16 protein-coding genes are annotated in these 15187 nt (G+C 62.4%); 5 read left to right on the top strand and 11 right to left on the bottom strand.

Annotated elements, in window-relative coordinates; translation table 11 throughout:
* Positions 1–78: 78 nt before the first annotated feature.
* A complete protein-coding gene (locus NBH21_RS09545) occupies positions 79–681 on the top strand; it encodes an RNA polymerase sigma factor (RefSeq protein ID WP_250915728.1) in 603 nt (200 codons plus the stop codon).
* Entirely contained in the window at positions 678–1466 is a 789-nt protein-coding gene (locus tag NBH21_RS09540) for an anti-sigma factor family protein (protein WP_250915729.1), read from the top strand. The genes NBH21_RS09545 and NBH21_RS09540 overlap by 4 nt, the downstream gene beginning before the upstream one ends.
* A 10-nt stretch (positions 1467–1476) precedes the next feature.
* Here NBH21_RS09540 and NBH21_RS09535 read toward each other — a convergent pair whose 3' ends face one another.
* Genes NBH21_RS09535 through NBH21_RS09515 form a run of 5 tightly spaced genes read right to left on the bottom strand, consistent with a single transcriptional unit; the run spans position 1477 to position 6097 of the window.
* On the bottom strand, positions 1477–2622 hold the full coding sequence (locus NBH21_RS09535) for an alpha-hydroxy acid oxidase (protein ID WP_250915730.1): 1146 nt from the start codon (positions 2620–2622) through the stop codon (positions 1477–1479).
* A gap of 39 nt (positions 2623–2661) precedes the next feature.
* Positions 2662–3099 carry a potassium channel family protein gene (locus NBH21_RS09530; RefSeq protein WP_250915731.1) on the bottom strand — a complete coding sequence of 146 codons (438 nt, stop codon included), beginning with the start codon at positions 3097–3099 and terminating at the stop codon, positions 2662–2664.
* 19 nt (positions 3100–3118) lie between these two features.
* A complete protein-coding gene (locus tag NBH21_RS09525) occupies positions 3119–3547 on the bottom strand; it encodes a hypothetical protein (RefSeq protein ID WP_250915732.1) in 429 nt (142 codons plus the stop codon).
* Between the two features lie 7 nt (positions 3548–3554).
* The gene (guaD, locus tag NBH21_RS09520; protein WP_250915733.1) at positions 3555–4865 is read right to left on the bottom strand and encodes a guanine deaminase; all 1311 of its coding nucleotides are present in this window, start codon (positions 4863–4865) and stop codon (positions 3555–3557) included.
* A complete protein-coding gene (locus NBH21_RS09515; RefSeq protein WP_250915734.1) occupies positions 4862–6097 on the bottom strand; it encodes a urate hydroxylase PuuD in 1236 nt (411 codons plus the stop codon). The genes guaD and NBH21_RS09515 overlap by 4 nt, the downstream gene beginning before the upstream one ends.
* A 230-nt stretch (positions 6098–6327) precedes the next feature.
* Between NBH21_RS09515 and NBH21_RS09510 the strand changes: the two genes are divergently transcribed.
* The gene (locus NBH21_RS09510) at positions 6328–6663 is read left to right on the top strand and encodes a hypothetical protein (protein ID WP_250915735.1); all 336 of its coding nucleotides are present in this window, start codon (positions 6328–6330) and stop codon (positions 6661–6663) included.
* Between the two features lie 21 nt (positions 6664–6684).
* Here NBH21_RS09510 and NBH21_RS09505 read toward each other — a convergent pair whose 3' ends face one another.
* A complete protein-coding gene (locus tag NBH21_RS09505) occupies positions 6685–7605 on the bottom strand; it encodes a LysR substrate-binding domain-containing protein (RefSeq protein ID WP_250915736.1) in 921 nt (306 codons plus the stop codon).
* Positions 7606–7700: 95 nt separating this feature from the next.
* On the opposite strand from NBH21_RS09505, the gene NBH21_RS09500 reads away from it, so the two are divergent.
* Positions 7701–7931: a hypothetical protein gene (locus tag NBH21_RS09500; protein ID WP_250915737.1), complete on the top strand. Its 231-nt coding sequence runs from the start codon at positions 7701–7703 to the stop codon at positions 7929–7931.
* Here NBH21_RS09500 and NBH21_RS09495 read toward each other — a convergent pair.
* Positions 7899–8816: a LysR substrate-binding domain-containing protein gene (locus NBH21_RS09495; protein WP_250915738.1), complete on the bottom strand. Its 918-nt coding sequence runs from the start codon at positions 8814–8816 to the stop codon at positions 7899–7901. The genes NBH21_RS09500 and NBH21_RS09495 overlap by 33 nt on opposite strands.
* A 110-nt stretch (positions 8817–8926) precedes the next feature.
* Between NBH21_RS09495 and NBH21_RS09490 the strand changes: the two genes are divergently transcribed.
* Entirely contained in the window at positions 8927–9157 is a 231-nt protein-coding gene (locus NBH21_RS09490; RefSeq protein ID WP_250915739.1) for a hypothetical protein, read from the top strand.
* Here NBH21_RS09490 and xdhC read toward each other — a convergent pair.
* The 4 genes from xdhC to NBH21_RS09470 all read right to left on the bottom strand — a co-directional run bounded on the left by xdhC (position 9130) and on the right by NBH21_RS09470 (position 15046).
* Positions 9130–9981: a xanthine dehydrogenase accessory protein XdhC gene (gene xdhC / locus NBH21_RS09485; RefSeq protein WP_250915740.1), complete on the bottom strand. Its 852-nt coding sequence runs from the start codon at positions 9979–9981 to the stop codon at positions 9130–9132. The two genes, NBH21_RS09490 and xdhC, sit on opposite strands and share 28 nt — an antisense overlap.
* A gap of 263 nt (positions 9982–10244) precedes the next feature.
* Entirely contained in the window at positions 10245–12581 is a 2337-nt protein-coding gene (gene xdhB, locus NBH21_RS09480) for a xanthine dehydrogenase molybdopterin binding subunit (protein ID WP_250915741.1), read from the bottom strand.
* A 161-nt stretch (positions 12582–12742) separates the two neighbouring features.
* Positions 12743–14212 (bottom strand): xanthine dehydrogenase small subunit, encoded by a 1470-nt coding sequence (gene xdhA, locus NBH21_RS09475; protein ID WP_250915742.1) that lies wholly within the window; start codon positions 14210–14212, stop codon positions 12743–12745.
* A gap of 60 nt (positions 14213–14272) precedes the next feature.
* The gene (locus NBH21_RS09470; protein ID WP_250915743.1) at positions 14273–15046 is read right to left on the bottom strand and encodes a 3-hydroxybutyrate dehydrogenase; all 774 of its coding nucleotides are present in this window, start codon (positions 15044–15046) and stop codon (positions 14273–14275) included.
* Positions 15047–15187 lie beyond the last annotated feature (141 nt).

Raw genomic sequence — 15187 nt, 5'->3', positions numbered from 1 at the left:
GCCGATGCGCTGGGGAGCAGATGACGGGCCGGGCCGCGATTTCGTGGTTCGGTCTGTCGTCAAATCGGTATCTTGCCAATGTCGAGCCTATCCTGTGATTATCCGCTGAACAGCGCCGCCCCGTCATCGCAACAGGACCGGGCGGTCGCGCCCGTTTCATTCACGGGAAGGGAGGCTGCCATCGCAAGCGAGGCGGACGTGCGAAACGGTCTGTCGGCCAATCTGAGCCGGCTGTGGCGATATGCCTTCGTGCTGTCGCGTCGGCGGGACATGGCCGACGATCTGGTGCAGCAGACCTGCGTCCGGGCGCTGGAGCGGGCGGCACAGTTTGCCGCGGGGTCGCGGATCGACCAGTGGCTTCTCGCCATCCTGCATTCGATCTGGCTGAATGAGGTCCGAGCGCAGCGGGTGCGCGAGGGCGCGGGGCTGGCCGAGGCTGCCGACGTTCTTTCCTTCGATGGCCGGGCAGAGGCCGACCGCAAGGTCATGGCCAATCAGGTCATGCGTCTCGTGGACGCCCTGCCGGAGGCGCAACGGACCGCCGTGTTTCTGGCCTATGTCGAGGGGCTGTCCTACCGCGAGGTCGCAACGATCCTGGGCGTGCCGGTCGGAACCATCATGAGCCGGTTGGCGGCAGCGCGGGCAAAGCTCGCAGAGGCAAGGGGGGAGGGTGAGCGATGACAGGGGACGACATCATGCCATCGGACGAACTCCTGACGGCCTTCATTGATGGAGAACTGGACGGCGATGAGCGCGACCGCATCGAGCATCTGCTGGAGCAGGACGCAGGTGTTGCCGAGCGGCTGGAATTCCTGATGCGTGCCAATCTCGATTACCGCCATTCCTTCGCGCCCCTGCTTGGGGAAGCGCCGGTCGGGCGGCTGCAGTCCATGCTTGCGGCGGCCGGTACGAAGCCGACGCCGATCATGGCGGGCAGTATCAGTCGCCGTGCTCTTGTCGGCGCCATCGCCGCGTCGGTTGTCTCGGGCATTTTCCTTGGAAGGATCGGTTTCGATTGGTTCGAAGAAGATGGCGAGGGGCCGGACGAGTGGCGGGGCCTCGTCGCGCAATACATGTCGCTCTACGATGTGCAGACACTTTCAGGTGTGCTGCCGACGGCCGCCGAGCAGGCGGCGGAGCTTTCGGCCGTCAACCGGCGTCTCGACATGCGGATGACATCCGAGCAGCTCGATTTCGATGACCTCGACTACAAGCGTGCGCAGGTTCTGGCCTATGACGGCAAGCCGCTGGCCCAGATCCTTTATCTCGATCCGGACAGCGGCCCGCTTGCCTTCTGTATCGTCCGCTCGGATGGGAAGCCCGCGCCTATGCGGACAGAGCAACGCAATGGCATGACCGTCGTCCACTGGGCGGATGGCAGTCATGCGCTGATGCTGATCGGGCATGCGCCCGAAACGCGCATGCTGGATCTGGCGGAGGCACTGATTGACAGGCTCTCCGCCTGATTGAGGACTGTCAGTATGGGTTTTCCGCGAGGATCCGGTGGTCGATTTCCTCGATCCGCCGCTTGCCGCACAGCGCCATGGTCGTGTCCATCTCCTTGCGGATAATTTCCAGCGCCTTGGTGACACCCGGCTTGCCCATCGCGCCGAGACCGTAAAGGAAGGGGCGGCCGATGAAGGTGCCCTTTGCGCCGAGCGCCATGGCCTTCAGCACGTCCTGTCCTGAGCGGATGCCACTGTCGAGGTGGATTTCGATCTTGTCGCCGACGGCATCGACGATCCTCGGCAACATGGAGATCGAGGAATGCGCTCCATCGAGCTGGCGGCCGCCATGGTTGGAAACCACGATCGCGTCAGCACCCGTCTGTGCTGCGAGCTTGGCGTCCTCGGCGTCGAGAATGCCCTTGATGATGAGCTTGCCGCCCCAGCGTTCACGGATCCACTCGACATCCTTCCACGAAAGCTTAGGGTCGAACTGTTCTGACGTCCAGGCGTTGAGAGAGGCGAGGTCGGTCACGCCCTTGGCATGGCCGTGAATATTGCGGAAGGTGCGGCGGCTGGTCTGCAGCATGTTCCAGCACCAGCGCGGACGGGTCGCCATCTGGTAGAGATGCTTCGGCGTGAGGCGCGGCGGAGCGGACAGCCCGTTGCGCAGGTCCTTGTGGCGCTGGCCGAGGATCTGAAGGTCGGCGGTCAGCACCAGTGCCGAGCATTTTGCGGCCTTGGCGCGATCGATCAGGTTTATCACGAAATCGCGGTCGCGCATGACATAGAGCTGGAACCAGAAAGGCTTCTTCGTCGCCGAGGCGACGTCCTCGATCGAGCAGATGCTCATGGTCGAAAGCGTGAAAGGAACGCCGAATTCCTCGGCTGCCTGGGCGGCCAACATTTCGCCATCGGCATGCTGCATGCCGGTGAGGCCGGTCGGGGCAAGAGCCACCGGCATCGAGACCTTCTCGCCGATCATCGTGGTTTCGAGCGAGCGGCCGCTCATGTCCACCAGCACGCGCTGGCGCAGCTTGATTTTGGAGAAATCCGACTCGTTGGCCCGATAGGTCGATTCTGTATAGGAGCCGCTATCGGCGTAATCGAAGAAAAGTTTCGGAACGCGGCGCTTCGCCAGCGCCTTGAGATCGGCGATTTCGAGAATGGTGGACACTTTTATTGCCTTTAGCTGGAAATTAGCGACAGAGAGCCATCAGAAATGCTCCCCCGAACGAAAGGGGCCGACCCTTATGCCGGCTGCGACGAGGTAGGCGGTGGACCAGCCGATCAGCAGGAAACCGCTGACACCTTCCAGTCCCGCCAGCATGCGCCATTCGGGGTGCGGAATGACGTCGCCGTATCCGATGGTCGAAAAGGTGACGGTCGAGAAGTAGAGCGCCGTCGAGAAATCGCCGAGAAAACCGATCAGCCGATAGCACAGCGCCCAGAGCCAGACCTCGGCCGTCAGCACGCAGAAGACGCCGAGAACCACGGTGTTCATGGCCAGGATGCGGCTGCGATGGCCGTGCAGCCGGATGCGGTCGATGATCCAACTCATCACGCGGGTGACACCTATCAAGCCGAAGGTGTGGATGACGACGGTGAGCGAGATCATCAGCGTGCCCAGGGCGAGGTTCAGCAACAGGTTCATGGGGTGTTCCCGGCAAGCATCAGGCGAGTGTCCCGCGCAGTTCCTTGCGGAACACGAATTTCAGTCCCGACCAGACAGAATCGACGGCGCAGACCTTCACGTCGACCAGTCCCTGCGGCAGAACCAGTTCGCGCAGGACGTCCTCAGTGATCGTGGTTTCCACGCCAGAGGATTTCTTCGGCCAGGAAAGCCACAGCATGCCGTCCGCCTTCAATGCGGCGCGTAGTACGGGAAGTCGGTCGGCAAGCTGTTCGCGAACGGTTTCGAACGCGTGGATCAGGTCGAATTCCCGCGCGGCGACCCTGTCGAGGCTTGTCGCGACGCTCGCCAGCCCGTCAGTCCGGGTGAGATCCCCCAGGTGCTCAGGCAAGTCGAGGAACAAGACCGCCATGCCCGGTTTGAGGCCGAGTTTCTTGGCAAGGGGAGTGCCGGAATAGCCGTGCTGCATCGATTCCTCAGGCGGCGGCCGGTTTGCTTGCCTTGCCCGCAACGTAGGTTTCGACGACGGAGCGGTCGTCACCCAATGTCTGCAGCAGAAAGAGCTCTTCCGCAAGGGTTTTCACTGTTTCCATGCGCAAAGCCATGGCCGGCGTCGCCGCCGGGTTGAGGACGACGAAATCGGCGTCCGTTCCTGCGTCCAGCGTGCCGATCCGGTCGGAAAGCGACAGCGCCTCGGCATTGCCGAGCGTCATCAGGTGGAAGCTCTCCAGCGGATTGAGGCGTTCCTCCTGCAACTGCTGGATCTTGTAGGCCTCGTCCATGGTCTTCAGCATGGAATAGCTGGAGCCACCGCCGATGTCGGTCGCCACCGCAATCCTGACCGGCTTGTCGCGGCGCTGGTAGCGCTTCATCGGGAAGAGGCCGGAGCCGAGGAAGAGGTTCGATGTCGGGCAGTGGACGGCGATCGAACCGGCTTCGGAGATCGCGTCGGCCTCGCGATCGGAGAGGTGGATGGCGTGGCCGAGCAGGGTCTTGCGGCCAAGCAGGCCGTAACGGGCATAGATATCCGTGTAGTCGGTCGCTTCCGGATAGAGCGAGCAGGTGAAGTCGATCTCGTCGCGGTTTTCCGAAAGATGTGTCTGGATGTGCAGGTCGGGAAATTCCTCGGCCAGCGCCTGCGTGGCAGCCATCTGCTCCGGGGTGGAGGTGATGGCGAAGCGCGGCGTGATGGCGACGTGGTTGCGGCCCTTGCCGTGCCAGTCGGCGATCACCTGACGCGTCTCGTCATAGGCCATCTGAGGGGTGTCCAGCAGGCCCTGAGGGGCATTGCGGTCCATCATCACCTTGCCGGCGACCATCAGGCTGCCGCGGCGAAGGTTCTCGGCGAAGAAGGCGTCGGCGGAGGCCTTGTGCACGGAGCAATAGGCGACGGCGGTGGTCGTACCATTGCGGAAGAACTCGTCGAAGAAGTGCCGGGCGATGCGTTCCGCGTGGGCGGTCTCGACGAAGCGGCATTCCTCGGGGAAGGTATAGGTGTTCAGCCATTCCAGCAGGTTGGCGGCATAGGAGCCGATCACCTGCATCTGTGGAAAATGCACATGAGTATCGATCAGGCCGGGCAGGATGAGATGCGGCCGATGATCGACCTCGACGGTATCGAGCGCGGCCTCCGCCTTCACGGAGGCGTAGTCGCCCATGGCGGCGATCCGGCCGTTTTCGACCAGCAGCGCGCCGTCGCTTTCATAGCGGTAGCTTCCCTCGTCATGCACGCTTTCGGGCGCGCGGCGGAAGGAGATGAGCCGGCCGCGATAGAGGGTGGCTGTCATTGGCTGCTTTCCCCGGAGACGGCGCTTTCATACCAGGCAACGAGAAGCGCGCGCTCCTCTGCGCTGACCTCGGTGATGTTGCCGGGCGGCATGGCATGCGCGCGACCGGCCTGCAGGTAGATCTCGCGGGCGTGGGCGGCGATCTCGGCGTCGCTTTCGAGCTTCACGGATTTTGGCGCGCGCGCCACGCCATCCCATACCGGCTCGGCCGCATGGCACATCGAACAGCGGCTGGCGACGATGTCCTTCACCGCGGGGAAATGCGCGTCAGCGGCAAAGCGCTGGTAGACGGGAGCCACCGATACCTCATCTTCCGAAACGGGCTTCTGCACGGTCGAAAGCCACATGATGACGATGAACAGAACGGTCGTGACCATCCAGGTCCAGAGCGGGCGGCCTTTGCGGGCGTGAGTGGTATTGAACCAGTGGCGGATGGTGACGCCCATCAGGAAGACCAGGGCGGCGATGATCCAGTTATAGGCGGTGCCGAAGGCCAGCGGGTAGTGGTTCGACAGCATGAAGAAGATGACGGGAAGCGTCAGATAGTTGTTGTGCAGCGAGCGCTGCTTGGCCTGTGCCCCGAGCTTCGGGTCCGGCGTGCGGCCGGCGATGAGGTCGGCCACGACGATCTTCTGGTTCGGGATGATGATGAAGAAGACGTTGGCCGACATGATCGTCGCCGTGAAGGCGCCGAGATGCAGGAAGGCGGCGCGGCCGGTGAAGATCTGGGTGTAGCCCCAGGCCATGGCGACCAGCACGACATAGAGAAATGCCATCAGGCCCCAGGTATTCTTGCCGAGCGGCGACTTGCACAAGAGGTCGTAGAGTACCCAGCCGACGCCGAGGGATGCGAGCGAAAGGCCGATCGCTTGCCACTGGTCTACATCGAGGACATGGCGGTCGATCAGGAAGAGATCGGCGCCGCCGTAATAGACCACACAAAGCAGGGCGAAGCCCGAAAGCCAGGTGGTATAGGCTTCCCATTTGAACCAGGTCAGGTGTTCCGGCATGGAGGCCGGCGCGACCAGATATTTCTGGATGTGGTAGAAACCGCCCCCGTGAACCTGCCATTCCTCGCCGTATACGCCTGCGGGCAGGTGGTCGCGTTTTACGAGACCAAGATCGAGTGCGATGAAATAGAAGGACGAACCGATCCAGGCGATGGCGGTGACGACATGCAGCCAGCGAACGGCAAAGGCCAGCCATTCCCAGGCGATGGCAAATTCATACATCAGAAATCCCTTTCTTCCCCAACCCGAAACTTTGTCGAAAAAGCCTTGGGAATGAAAGGGGGCAGGGGGCGAAATCGATGCTTTCCCCGGTGATTTGTGCGCCGCGAAAACCTACTCCCCAATTTATGTTCTTATTCTAATGTTCGTTAACTGTTACATTGGTGTCGCAAATCCGCCGGGGGGTGGTCGTGCGTACCGGCGAAGGCCTTCATTCAATGGAGAAGCCGCCCATGCGCTTGGCATTGCTAATCGTCAGCATCATACTCTATGCGTTCACCGTCGAAGCTCACGATGCCCATTCCGGCTGGAGCTACGATCTCTATTGCTGCAACGGGGATGGCCACACCGGCGACTGTCAGGAGATACCGTCGTCGAGCGTCAGGATCGTGCCGGGTGGATATCAGCTGACGCTTGCGCCGGGCGATCACCGGCTTATCACCCGCAATCACATCTTCAAGTTCCCACAGAGCACCACCCGCCGCTCCCAGGACAGCGAATATCACCTCTGTCTCTTTCCGGACGAAAACACGCCCCGATGTTTCTATGCACCGGACATGTCCTTCTAAGCCAAGACCGATCGGCGAAGCTCAGGTGAGGCCGTCCGTTGCCAGCGTTTCCACGATCCAAGCATGGAATGCCCTTATCTTCGGTAGCTTGCGCTTGGCTTCCGGATAGGCGAGCCAGTAGTCGTGGCCGTCGCGACCCATGATATCGAAGGGCTGGAAAAGGCGGCCCATGGCGATCTCGTCACGATAGAATTTCGGGGTCAGGATGCCGACGCCCTGACCGGCCATGGCGGCATTCGCCTCGAAGGTCTGAGCCCCGAGCCGGCTGCGTGGGCGGCTGTCCAGATCGGGATCTGCGACGCCGGCGGCGGTGAACCAGATGCGCCACCAGGGATCGCTCGGATCGATGATGCGCAGCTTCAGGAGGTCTTCCGGCCGGTGCAGGCCTCCGACGCTTTGTGCAAGTGCCGGACTGAGCATAGGCGTGAAACCGCTGTAGATCAGGAACTGGCTGTAGAGGCCGGGCCATTTTCCGTCGCCGGTGCGGATGGCGATGTCGGCTTCCGCGCTGTTGAAGTCGATCAGCGCGGATGATGCCTCGAGGCGCACCGCGATGTTCGGGTGCCTGATCTGGAAATCACCGATCCGCCGTGCCAGCCATTGCTGGGCGAAGGTCGCTGTGCAGTGGATGGTGAGCGTGACCTGCGCCGTCTCGCGCATATTGGCGACGGCCTCCTGCAAAAGGCCGAAGGCTTCCGCCACCTTTGGCGCGAGGCTTGCCCCGGCTTCCGTCAGGGTGACCTGCCTTGGCCGGCGCAGGAAAAGCTGCTCGCCGAGCATCTCCTCCAGCAGCTTGATCTGGTAGCTGACGGCGGTCTGCGTCATCCCCAGTTCCTCGCCCGCCCTGGTGAAGCTCAGGTGCCGGGCTGCGGCCTCGAACACCCGCATGCCGTTCAGCGGGAAATTGCGGGATAGTTTCATGGATAAGCCCTCTTGATCCATGCAGACGGATCTTTCGTTGGAATACGGCGATAATCAGGCGCATTCTATCTCTCATAGATCAACTGCAATTCTTCATTGTCAACGAGAGGTCGGCCATGACGTATGTTATGCCGGATGGCTTCCTGCGCCTTTATCGCCGGAAAAACAGGTTTAGCGCTTTGCTGGCGAGGGTCCTTGTCCGGTCGCGGCGCAGGCGGGAGGCCTTGTCGCAACACCAGATGCGCGACCTTGGTCTTCTGGACGGTCGGCGGACACCCGGCCCCGATCGCGAGGATCATCGCCGCGATGTCTGGTCAGGCGTCGGCTGGCCGCCGCGCTATCTCTGACGACACAGGCAATGCGGCCATGAGCCATGCCTGAAAGGCGCGGATCTTGGGCAGGTTGCGCCGTCCATGCGGATAGACGAGCCAGTAGATTTTCTCGTCCGTCCAACTGAGGTCGAAGGGCTGTATCAGGCGGCCGGACGCCAGTTCGTCCTGCACGTAGAAGGGGCTGAGCATCGCCACGCCGTGACCGGCGAGTGCTGCTCCCGCCTCGAGGTCGAGCGCGCCGAAGGCATCCAGCTTTTGCGTGTTGCTCTGCGAGGCATCGACGCCGGCCGCGGCGAACCACACCTTCCACCTGTCGTCGTCGGAGATCAGCGGCAGTTTCAGGAGGTCGGCCGGTTGGCTTATACCGCCGATGCTTTCAGCGAGGCGCGGGCTGAGCATGGGCGTGTAGAAAAGCCGGATGAGCGGGTGGCATACCAGCCCCTGCCATGGATCAATGCCGATTCGGATCGCGACATCGGCAGGCTCACGGTTGAAATCGGTCAATTGCGTACCACGTTGCAGACGGACGGCGATGTGCGGATATTCGAGCTGGAAGGTGCCAAGATTTCGGGCCAACCAGTGAGAAGCGAAGGTTGGCGTCGAATGGATTTCCAGAATTTCGTCGCGGCTGCGCCGGGCCTGATTGACGGCGTCGTTGAGCAGCACGAACCCTTCACTGACCTTCGGGAGCATGCGGCTGCCGGTTTCGGTCAAAACCACCTGCCGTGGCTGGCGCACAAAAAGTGCTTCTCCGATATTCTCCTCCAGAATCTTGATCTGGTAGCTGACGGCCGTCTGGGTCATGCCCAGCTCCTCCCCGGCGCGGGTGAAATTGCCAAGCCGGGCGACGGTCTCGAAGACTCGCAGAGCATTCAGTGGAAATTGGCGCGACAGCTTCATCGATAAGCTCTCTTTATGGTGTTTCGCCGAGATTGAATTGGAATTTCCCGGAAATCAACGGCATTTATTGCGACATGCATCAACAGAACATTTCGCATGTGGAGGCGACCATGCTGTCCGCGATTCGACTGGTATTCCTTCCCGGGAGCCATGTATTCGCTTCGGTCTACCGTTTTTTCCGGCGTCTCCTTTCCGGCGGACGCATGTCCATCGAGGATCTGCCGGACGGCCTGTTGCGAGATGTGGGGCTGGAGAAGGATTGGATGATCGCGGATCGTCGGGAGGCCGACCGGCTGCTTTCGAACCGTCGTCCTTACCGGCCGAGGACGCGCTCGTCCTGACGGGTGGAAGATTTCGCCTGCCTGGCCCCGAGCAATCGGGTGACGAGTTCCGCCGTAACCAGCGCTGCGATGACTGCCGGCCGCTTGTCCTTCACCGTGTCGCCGCCGACCGGCAGCGTCAGTCGATTGAGCCATGCGGCTTCGCCGCCCTCGCGCATCAGCCAGCGGGAGAAGGTGGCCCGCTTGGTCGCCGACCCGATCATGCCGGTATAGGCGAGATCGTCGCGGGCAAGCGCCTGCCGGGCAATCAGGAAATCAAGCGCGTGGTCATGGGTGAGGATGACGGCCGCGCCACCTGGGCGAATGGCCTCGACCTCGGTCTCCGGCATTGGGACATGGCGAAACGTGATCGTCTCGGGCAGAGCTCCGGGCTCGATCTGGCGGGTCTCCACCACCGTCACGTTGAAGGGCAGGGGCGCAAGTGCCGTCGCCAGAGCAAGTCCGACATGGCCGGCGCCGAAGAGGAAGACATCGGGAAAGGCCTGCTGTTCGCTCGATGATTGCCGCAGGAGCCTTTCGGTAACCGTCTCATCGATCCGGGTGAAACGCAGCAGCGTGCGGCCGCCACAGCATTGACCGATTTCCGGTCCGAGCGGGATATCCAGCGTCTCGTCGGCCGCCTTGCCCGCAAGCATCGCGCGAGCGTGGTCGATGGCGATGTATTCCAGATGACCGCCGCCGATGGTGCCGAACGACCCGCCATCGGCCACGACCATGAAGGCGCCGGCTTCCCGCGGAGTCGAGCCCTTTGCTTCGGCAACTTCGACGAGGACGGCCTTCGGGTGTGCGGCGAGGAAGGCAGGGAGAGACTGTCTTTGGTTCATGCGGGGCTACCCCCCTCCGCCCTGCCGGCGTTCGTCGCTGCAATCGATTCACTGGATCGATTGCTCCGCTGCGCGGACCGCTCCTCACCCCCCTCAAAGGGGGAGGTCGTACGTGAGGCTGCTCCCCTCCAAGTTTTGCCACGCGAGAGCTGCTTGTTTGCGTCCCTCTGGATGTGAACAAGAGATTTCCTCCAGGTCTCTCCAACCTTGTGGGGGAGATGGCCGGCAGGCCAGAGGGGGATTCCTCTCGAAGACAACATCTCCTAGATCGCCTTCAACCTCTCCACCGCCATCAACACCCGCTCCGGCGTTGCCGGCGCGTCGAGACGGGGGCAGACCTTGTAGTCGGCGACGCTTGCGACAGCCATGGAGAGCGCTTCCAGCACGGAGATCGCCAGCATGAAAGGCGGTTCGCCAACGGCCTTGGAGCGGCCGATGGTGGGTTCGGCGTTTTCGGACCATTCGGCAAGCCGGGTGTTGAAGATCTTCGGCCGGTCGGAGGCGAGCGGGATCTTGTAGGTGGAGGGCGCATGCGTCCGCAGCCTGCCCTTGCCGTCCCACCACAGTTCTTCCGTCGTCAGCCAGCCCATGCCCTGCACGAAGCCGCCCTCGATCTGGCCGATGTCGATCGCCGGGTTGAGCGACTTGCCGACGTCGTGCAGGATGTCGGTGCGGTCCATCAGGTATTCGCCGGTCAGCGTGTCGATGGAGACTTCCGAGCAGGAGGCGCCATAGGCGAAGTAGTAAAAGGGCGTGCCGCGGCCGGCGGCGCGATCCCAGTGGATCTTCGGCGTCTTGTAGAAGCCCGCCGCCGAAAGCTGGACGCGGGCGAAATAGGCCTGACGGACGAAATCCGGGAAGGGGATTTCCTTCGATCCGACGCGCACGCGGTTCGGCAGGAATTCCACCTCGTCCGGCGGCACTTCGAATTTCTCGACCGCGAAGGCGACGAGGCGTTCCTTGATCTGGCGGGCGGCGTCATAGGCGGCCATGCCGTTGAGGTCGGTGCCGGAAGAGGCGGCGGTGGCCGAAGTGTTCGGCACCTTGCCGGTGGTGGTCGCGGTGATCTTCACCCGCTCGACATCCACCTGGAAGCTGTCGGCGATGACCTGCGCCACCTTGGTGTAGAGCCCCTGACCCATTTCGGTGCCGCCATGGTTCAGGTGGATCGAGCCGTCCTGATAGACATGCACCAGCGCGCCGGCCTGGTTGAAGGCGGTCAGCGTGAAGGAAATGCCGAACTTCACCGGGGTCAGCGCGATGCCCTTCCTGATGATCGGGCTTGTCCTGTTGAACTCGATGATCGCCTTGCGCCGTGCCTGATAGTCGCAGGATGTCTCAAGCTCCTCCACCACGCGGGCGATGATATTGTCTTCGACCGTCTGGTGATAGGGGGTCAACACCCGGTCCGAGCCGAGGTCGCCGTAGAAGTTTGCCTTGCGGATTTCGAGCGGGTCCTTGCCGAGCGCATAGGCGATTTCCTCGATGATGCGCTCGCCGCCCAGCATGCCCTGCGGACCGCCGAAACCGCGATAGGCGGTGTTGGAAACCGTATGGGTTTTAAGCGGTTGAGAGGTGAGTTTCACATGCGGATAGAAATAGCTCGAATCCGCGTGAAAGAGCGCGCGGTCGGTGACGGGGCCTGAGAGGTCGGCCGAATAACCGCCGCGGGCGGCGAAGTTGGCGACCATCGCATGAAGGCGTCCCTCTTTGTCGAAGGCGACGTCGTAATCCATGCGGAAGTCGTGGCGTTTGCCGGTCATGGTCATGTCCTCGTCCCGGTCGGGACGGAACTTGACGGCGCGGTTGAGCTTCTTGGCGGCAAGCGCCGCAAGGGCGGCGAACTGGTTGCCCTGGGTTTCCTTGCCGCCGAAACCGCCGCCCATGCGGCGCACGTTGACCGTGATCGCGTGGGAGGGAATGTCGAGCACATGGCCGACGATGTGCTGCACTTCCGAGGGGTGCTGGGTGGAGGACCAGACGGTCACATCCTCGTCCTCGCCGGGAACCGCGAGCGCGATGTGGCTTTCGAGATAGAAATGCTCCTGCCCACCGATCCGCATCGTGCCCTTAATACGATGCTCGGCCTTGGCGAGTTCCTCTTCCGGCTCGCCGCGTTTCAGCGTCATGCCGGAGGTGACAAGCGGAGCGCCGTTTTCAAGAGCGCCATCGACATCGGTCCAGAAGGGCAGATCGTTGTATTCGACCTTGGCGAGGCGCGCGGCGCGGCGGGCGGCGTCACGCGTTTCGGCGATGACGGCGAAGATCGGCTGGCCGTGGAATTCCACCTTCGTTTCAGCCAGCAGCGGCTCGTCGTGATGTCCGCCGGATGAGACGTCGTTGACGCCGGGTACATCCTTTCCGGTCAGTACACAGACGACGCCCGGATAGGCCTTGACCGCGGAAAGATCCATCGAGACGATTTCCGCGTGCGCGCGATCCGCCATGCCGAGCGCGCCATGCAGAAGGCCAGCAGGTTCGGGAATATCGTCGATATATTCGGCACTTCCGCTGACATGCTTATGAGCTGAATCATGGCGCAGCGGCTGGTGCATCGGGCCGTTGATATATTTGTAGAGTTCGTAGCTCGCCTTATCCATGGGTCAAATTCCTGCGTCCGCGTTCCTGCCCCTCATCCGCCTGCCGGCACCTTCTCCCCGTGGAAACGGGGAGAAGGGAGATGCCGCGACGTCTGCATTCCCTCTCCCTGCCTGCGGGGAGAGGGGCAGGGTGAGGGGCAAATCGACAAGGCGGTTCCTCATCACGCTTCCTCCCGCTCGAAACGCTGGAGTTCCTGCGGCGTTCCCGATGTTTCCAGGAAGAACCGGGTCAAGAGGTTCTTTGCCGTGAGCTGGCGATAGTCGGCCGTGGCGCGCCAGTCGGTAAGCGGCTTGTAGTCCTGGTCGAAGGCATCGCGGGCCTCGGTGACGGTCGCTTGCGTCCAGGGCTTGCCGAAGAGAGCGGCCTCCACCGCGCGGGCGCGTTTCGGGGTTGCGGCCATGCCGCCGAAGGCGATGCGAATACCGGACACGCTGCCATCGGCGGCGAGCGAGAGATGGAAAGCGCCGCAGAGAGCGGAGATATCCTCGTCGCGCCGCTTGGAGATCTTGTAGACCGCATAGTGGGCATCGGCTTCCGGCCGGGGCACGAAAATGCTCTCGACGAATTCGCCGGTGCGGCGATCCTGCTTGCCGTAGTCGATGAAGAAATCCTCGAGCAGCAGTTCCCGGCTGCCGGCGGCGGAGCGCAGCCTGACTTTTGCGCCAAGCGCTATCAGGGCGGGCGGCGTGTCGCCGATCGGCGAGCCGTTGGCGACATTGCCGCCGATGGTGCCCATGTTGCGCACCTGCTGGCCGCCGATGCGTTCGATCAGACGGCCGAAGGCGGGGATTTCCTTGCGCAGCGTCTGAAAACCCTGCGCATAGCTGACGCCGGCGCCAAGCGTGATGCCCTTGCCGTCGACGGTAACGGTCTGCAGGTCCGCGAGATGATTGATGAAGACCACGGGGTTGATCGACCGCATCTGCTTGGTCACCCAGAGGCCGACATCGGTCGCGCCGGCAACCACGGTCGCCTTGGGTTCCTCCGCAAGGATATCGGCGAGCGCTGCGACCGAACCCGGCACGATGAGGCGACGGTCGTCCTTGACGATGGTGATCGTCTCGGCCGTCTGCAGGTTCCACAGGCGCGCCATGATGCTGGCGCGGTCGCGCTCCAGCGGGTCGAAGAGCGAGCTTGGCCGGGTGCGCGACACAAGTTCGGCCGCCTTGACGATCGGCTCGTAACCCGTGCAGCGACAGAGATTGCCCTGCAGCGCTCGTTCGATCTCGGCGCGGGACGGGTTGGAATTGCTCAGCCACAGACCGTAGAGCGACATGACGAAGCCCGGCGTGCAGAAGCCGCATTGCGAGCCGTGACAGTCGACCATGGCCTGCTGGACGGGGTGAAGCTGACCGTCGGCTGCGGCCAGATGCTCGACGGTCACCACATGGGTGGCGTTGAGCGAGCCGATAAAGCGGATGCAGGCATTCACCGTCTCATAGGTCAGCTTGCCATGGACGAGACGGCCGACCAGCACCGTGCAGGCGCCGCAATCGCCTTCGGCGCAACCTTCCTTGGTGCCCGTCATCCGGCGTTTGAGGCGCAGGAAATCGAGAAGCGTTTCGGTCGGCTCGAAGCTCGAAAGGGCGATGTCCTCGCCATTCAGGATAAAGCGGATGCTGTCGGTCATTGAGCGCCTTTTTATTGCGGGGCATTCGCCCCGATTTTCCCTCTGGTATCGCGTGCCGCTTTACTGTGCGGTCCAGCCGCCATCGATCGAGATATGCGTGCCGGTGATCTGTTTTGCCGCGTCGCTTGCGAGGAACAGCGCGGTGGCTGCGACCTCCTCGACTGCGACGAATTCCTTGGTCGGCTGGAATTTCAGCATGACCTCGGATTTCACCTGTTCCTCCGTGATGCCGCGGGCCTTGGCCGTGTCGGGGATCTGCTTTTCCACCAGCGGCGTCAGCACATAGCCCGGGCAGATGGCGTTCGCGGTCACGCCGAATTCGGCAAGCTCCAGCGCCACGCTCTTCGTGAGGCCCATGATACCATGTTTTGCAGCCACATAGGCCGATTTGAAGGGCGAGGCGATCAGGCCGTGGGCGGACGCGACGTTGATGATGCGGCCGTGGCGTTTTGCCTTCATTGCCGGAACGGCGGCGCGGATGGTGTGGAAGGAGCTGTTGAGATTGATCGCGATGATCTGGTCCCACTTGTGTTCCGGAAAATCCTCGACCGGGGAGACATGCTGGATGCCGGCATTGTTGACGAGCACCTCGACCATGCCGAACTCGCGGGCAGCGGTCGCCATCAGGTCGCGGATCTCGGCGGGCTTCGTCATGTCTGCGCCATGATAGATGGCGCGTCCGCCCTGCGCTTCGAGACCCTTGCGGATCGTCTCGATCTCGGCCGCGTCGCCGAAACCGTTGATGACGACGTTATCGCCTTCCGCCGCAAAGGCTTTTGCAATTGCAAGGCCGATGCCGCTGGTCGAGCCCGTGACGACGACTGTTCTGCCCATCTTTACCTCTCCCACATAAAACCGGCGTTCTGCTGCGCCGCAAAAGATGATGAAAAGTTACGCGCAAACCGAGCGTGCTGGCAATCGCGTTTTTGGAGGTCAGCCCGTTGTCTTTTTTGCAATGGGCCGGAACGTCCACCC

The organism is Ciceribacter sichuanensis (assembly GCF_024055605.1).
Taxonomy (GTDB): Bacteria; Pseudomonadota; Alphaproteobacteria; order Rhizobiales; family Rhizobiaceae; genus Allorhizobium; species Allorhizobium sichuanense.
The sequence above is the reverse complement of the archived record's forward strand: the minus strand, read 5'-3'. Positions and strand labels throughout refer to the sequence as shown.

Bases quoted from the DNA above. Each gene is read 5' to 3' on its own strand.
- NBH21_RS09545 (WP_250915728.1), top strand. From the start codon at position 79: ATGTCGAGCCTATCCTGTGATTATCCGCTGAACAGCGCCGCCCCGTCA.
- NBH21_RS09525 (WP_250915732.1), bottom strand. From the start codon at position 3,547: ATGCAGCACGGCTATTCCGGCACTCCCCTTGCCAAGAAACTCGGCCTC.
- xdhC (WP_250915740.1), bottom strand. From the start codon at position 9,981: ATGAACCAAAGACAGTCTCTCCCTGCCTTCCTCGCCGCACACCCGAAG.
- NBH21_RS09500 (WP_250915737.1), top strand. From the start codon at position 7,701: ATGACGTATGTTATGCCGGATGGCTTCCTGCGCCTTTATCGCCGGAAA.
- NBH21_RS09470 (WP_250915743.1), bottom strand. From the start codon at position 15,046: ATGGGCAGAACAGTCGTCGTCACGGGCTCGACCAGCGGCATCGGCCTT.
- NBH21_RS09510 (WP_250915735.1), top strand. From the start codon at position 6,328: ATGCGCTTGGCATTGCTAATCGTCAGCATCATACTCTATGCGTTCACC.
- NBH21_RS09505 (WP_250915736.1), bottom strand. From the start codon at position 7,605: ATGGATCAAGAGGGCTTATCCATGAAACTATCCCGCAATTTCCCGCTG.
- guaD (WP_250915733.1), bottom strand. From the start codon at position 4,865: ATGACAGCCACCCTCTATCGCGGCCGGCTCATCTCCTTCCGCCGCGCG.
- NBH21_RS09540 (WP_250915729.1), top strand. From the start codon at position 678: ATGACAGGGGACGACATCATGCCATCGGACGAACTCCTGACGGCCTTC.
- NBH21_RS09515 (WP_250915734.1), bottom strand. From the start codon at position 6,097: ATGTATGAATTTGCCATCGCCTGGGAATGGCTGGCCTTTGCCGTTCGC.
- NBH21_RS09495 (WP_250915738.1), bottom strand. From the start codon at position 8,816: ATGAAGCTGTCGCGCCAATTTCCACTGAATGCTCTGCGAGTCTTCGAG.
- xdhB (WP_250915741.1), bottom strand. From the start codon at position 12,581: ATGGATAAGGCGAGCTACGAACTCTACAAATATATCAACGGCCCGATG.
- NBH21_RS09530 (WP_250915731.1), bottom strand. From the start codon at position 3,099: ATGAACCTGTTGCTGAACCTCGCCCTGGGCACGCTGATGATCTCGCTC.
- xdhA (WP_250915742.1), bottom strand. From the start codon at position 14,212: ATGACCGACAGCATCCGCTTTATCCTGAATGGCGAGGACATCGCCCTT.
- NBH21_RS09490 (WP_250915739.1), top strand. From the start codon at position 8,927: ATGCTGTCCGCGATTCGACTGGTATTCCTTCCCGGGAGCCATGTATTC.